Below are 3,842 nucleotides of genomic sequence, written 5' to 3'. Positions count from 1 at the left end.
TTCTAAACGTCCTTTATATTTCAATCGTCGCGTCTTGCTATTGATGAGCTTGGTGGTGATTGGCGGGTTTGCCTCGATGGCCAAAACGTTTGATTTTCATGGTGACTGGGTTCGACACGTTGAAATCTTACTCGGCGGGGACTGGGCACTGCACAGTGTTATTTCCGTTATGTTGGGTTTTTTGGCGTGTTGGGCGACGCCTAAATACTATTTTCGTAATGCGTTATTTCGATTCCCTCCTTTACTTCTTTTGATGCTATGTCTCGTCTCTGTTGATGAGATATTTCAAGCTTTTAGCCCACGAAGAGAGTTCTCTTGGCAAGACCTGCTGATCAACATTTCTGGATTGTTAGTCGGTAGTGCTCTTTACCGTTCATATTTGGCGCTTAAGCGTGATTGATTAGATCGTGAGAAGTGAATATGTGATGTAAAAACGGGCATAGGTCTCACCAGGAGGGTGGCATTCTCGCGTTCGGTGGCGAGGTTGCTGTGCTATTTTCCTAGAACTGACTCTAAAATTCGGCTTGATAATGATATGGCATCTTTGTAATTATTTGAATTTAATCATTTTTAAATTAGATTATAGACAGTTTCTTATCTTTGATAATGGCTGTAACCTTAAGTTTACACTGGGTGTAAATAGTAAAAATAATGGAAATATTGCCTTTTAATTAAAATAATGGTTGCAAGCTTGGTTTTTGATAGATAAGTTACAAGGAACAGGAACGTAAAAGGGTTGAACAGGCCTGCTTGTTCGTAAATATTGACCCGTATAAATAGGAAGAAGTAGCGATGTTTCAAACAGATGATGTACGAATTCACAAAGTAAAAGAGTTATTACCACCCGTTGCCGTATTGGAAAAATTTCCAGCAACAGAAACCGCTTCTTCTACAACATTTCGTTCTCGAGAGTCGATTTCAAATATCTTAAAAGGGACTGATGACCGTTTGTTGGTTATCGTTGGCCCATGTTCGATTCACGATACTGAAGCGGCGCTAGACTATGGCAAAAAGCTGAAAGTGCTGCGTGATGAGCTAAATCAAGATCTTGAGGTCGTAATGCGTGTTTATTTTGAAAAACCACGTACGACAGTAGGTTGGAAAGGGTTAATTAATGACCCGTACTTGAATGACACCTTCAAAATCAACGATGGTCTGCGTATTGGTCGTAAACTCCTGCTTGATTTGACTGATTTAGGTGTACCAACCGCAAGCGAATTTCTTGATATGATCACACCACAATATGTTGGTGATCTGATCAGTTGGGGTGCTATCGGCGCTCGTACGACAGAATCTCAAGTTCACCGTGAACTTTCTTCAGGTTTGTCGTGCCCAGTTGGATTTAAAAATGGTACCGATGGCAATATCAAAATCGCTTCTGATGCAATCCGTTCAGCGGGCGCGTCGCACCATTTCTTGTCGGTAACCAAATTTGGTCATTCGGCGATTATTGAAACCAGTGGTAACCCGGATTGTCATATTATTTTGCGTGGTGGTAAGGAACCAAACTACAGTGCAGAGCACGTAGCAGCGATCAAGCAAGAGCTTGAAGCTTCAGGTTTACCACAAAAAGTAATGATTGATTTCAGCCACGCGAATAGCTCAAAACAGTACCAGCGCCAAATGGTTGTTGCTGAAGATGTATCAAGCCAGTTGGCTGCTGGTGAAGACGCCATTTTTGGTGTCATGATTGAATCGCATTTGGTGGAAGGTCGCCAAGATCTCATCGATGGTAAAGCGGCGACTTATGGACAGTCGATCACTGATGGCTGCATTAACTGGGATGACACTGAAAAAGTGCTTCGTCAGCTTGCTCAAGCAGTGAAACAACGCCGTAACGCTTAAGTTAATCTTTATGGAAAGCTCCTATTTATTAGGAGCTTTTTTTGTGTCTGTCGTGTACCGCCTCTCTGCTTTTGAGCGTCAATATTCTAAACTTATCTAGGTTCCCTGATTTCCCATTACTCACCGTTGGGTTTATACGTAGAAAGAAATGTGGCTGTTGGCTCAAAAACAGCAATAAGTCGCTTAGTGGAGCGAGTTCACATTGAGCAATTGATTAAAGAGGCTTAGCCTAGGGGCAAATTTAGTAGGAGATAACACATGGTGTCTAAAGTAACAATTGGCCCTCAAGGCCCCGAGCTTTCCGAACTTGTTCAGGGTTACTGGCGATTGGCAGAATGGAACATGACGCCTCAACAACGTCTTACATTTTTGAAACAGCATATTGATCTTGGGGTTACCACTGTCGATCATGCTGACATTTATGGTCAATACGAATGTGAGCAATTGTTTGGTGAAGCGCTAAAATTGGACCCATCAGTCCGTGAACAGATTGAGATTGTGACCAAGTGTGATATCAATCTGTGTGGAGCAAAAAATCCACAGCGCAAAGTGAATCACTATGATACGAGTGCCGCTCATATTATCGAATCAGTGAATAATTCACTCTCTCGTCTTGGTATTGATCAGATCGATTTATTGCTGATCCATCGCCCTGATGTGTTGATGGATGCCGATGAAGTCGCGGAAGTTTTTGCCGATTTACATAAAGTAGGCAAAGTGAAGCACTTTGGCGTATCAAACTTCACTACCAGCCAATTTGAGTTGCTGCAATCACGTGTGCACAAGCCACTTGTGACCAACCAAGTTGAAATTAACCCATTGAATTTCGAGGTAGCGCACGACGGTACTTTGGATCATCTGCAAATGAAACGCATTAGACCGATGGCGTGGTCATGCTTAGCGGGTGGTGAGATCTTTAATGGTGAAACAGAACAAGCAAAGCGTGTGCTGGTTGAACTTGAAGCGATTCGCGCTGAAATCGGTGCCGCATCGATTGATCAAGTGATTTATGCTTGGGTTCGTCGTTTACCCTCGAAACCGCTGCCGATTATTGGCTCGGGTAAAATTGAACGTGTGGAAGCGGTTGTTAACGCTTTGAGCTTAGAGCTTTCACGTGAGCAATGGTATCGAATTTGGGTGGCTTCAAAAGGTCATGGTGTCGCTTAACCTCGCGTTAAAATGCGCAATGGTCTAACACATAATAGAAAGCCAGCTTAATAGCTGGCTTTTTCATTTTGATCATTCTGAGTTGTCTTATGCTGGGAGTTTACTTACTTGGTCGAACTTAATCTCACTACCGAGCTTGATCAACGCCTCTGGTTTGATTGGGTGTGAATAGTAGAAGCCTTGAATGTAGCTAACATCCAATTCTTTCAGCAATTCGATTTGCTGTTCGGTCTCAACCCCTTCGGCAATCACCTTCATTTTTAGCTCTTTCGCCAGTTGTATCATAGAGATTAATACCGGTGTAATGGTGGAATCACTATGCAAGCTTTTAATAAATACTTGGTCAATTTCCATCACCTGAAAGCGATGCAGCCGGATGAAATTAAGACCTGAATAACCGGTACCAAAATCATCAATCGCGAGATGGAAGCCCATCGTTTGAATTCGTTTAAGGTTGTGTAGAGCTCGTTGTAATTGGTTCTGATCAAAATCGAGATTTTCCTTGACCTCTAATAAAAGACAACTGACTAGATCTGGATAGCGTTTGGTAAATAACAGCAAGTGAGTAACAAAATCATCGTCGACCAAACAGACACGGCTTAGGTTTACACTGACGTATTTTTTTTCATGGTAGGTCGGATTGTCGGTTAAAAATCGAGCGACATTGTTAAGGGTTTTCTTGGTGAGCAAATCAATCACCCCTAAGCTTTCTGCTAGTGGGATAAAAATCTCTGGGGAGATCTTTCCTTGTTTGGGATGATTCCAACGAACCAGAGCTTCGCTTCCTACCACCTCGTTATTATTAATGTCGACAATGGGTTGTAGATATA

4 protein-coding genes are annotated in these 3,842 nt (G+C 42.4%); 3 read left to right on the top strand and 1 reads right to left on the bottom strand.

Translation table 11 applies throughout. From position 1 onward, the window contains the following. The 3 genes from RH85_RS15995 to RH85_RS15985 all read left to right on the top strand — a co-directional run. Positions 1-400 (top strand): VanZ family protein (locus RH85_RS15995; RefSeq protein ID WP_006713744.1); only part of this gene is annotated, 400 nt, incomplete at its 5' end. A gap of 392 nt (positions 401-792) precedes the next feature. Next, the gene (gene aroG, locus RH85_RS15990; protein WP_006713743.1) at positions 793-1,845 is read left to right on the top strand and encodes a 3-deoxy-7-phosphoheptulonate synthase AroG; all 1,053 of its coding nucleotides are present in this window, start codon (positions 793-795) and stop codon (positions 1,843-1,845) included. A 258-nt stretch (positions 1,846-2,103) separates the two neighbouring features. Then, positions 2,104-3,012, top strand: a complete 909-nt coding sequence (locus RH85_RS15985; RefSeq protein ID WP_006713742.1) for an aldo/keto reductase — start codon at positions 2,104-2,106, stop codon at positions 3,010-3,012. Positions 3,013-3,099: 87 nt separating this feature from the next. Here the strand turns inward: RH85_RS15985 and RH85_RS15980 are convergent. After that, positions 3,100-3,842, bottom strand: a 743-nt coding sequence (locus tag RH85_RS15980) for an EAL domain-containing protein (protein WP_006713741.1), incomplete at its 5' end; no start/stop codon positions are given.

Origin of the sequence: Vibrio ichthyoenteri ATCC 700023, assembly GCF_000222605.1 — a bacterium.
In the GTDB taxonomy this organism is placed as follows: Bacteria; Pseudomonadota; Gammaproteobacteria; order Enterobacterales; family Vibrionaceae; genus Vibrio; species Vibrio ichthyoenteri.
Note: the sequence above shows the minus strand (reverse complement) of the source record. Positions and strands in the feature narration are given on the sequence as shown.

What these genes read in the sequence shown, in the direction of transcription:
- aroG (WP_006713743.1), top strand. Translation starts at nt 793, where the DNA reads ATGTTTCAAACAGATGATGTACGAATTCACAAAGTAAAAGAGTTATTA.
- RH85_RS15985 (WP_006713742.1), top strand. Translation starts at nt 2,104, where the DNA reads ATGGTGTCTAAAGTAACAATTGGCCCTCAAGGCCCCGAGCTTTCCGAA.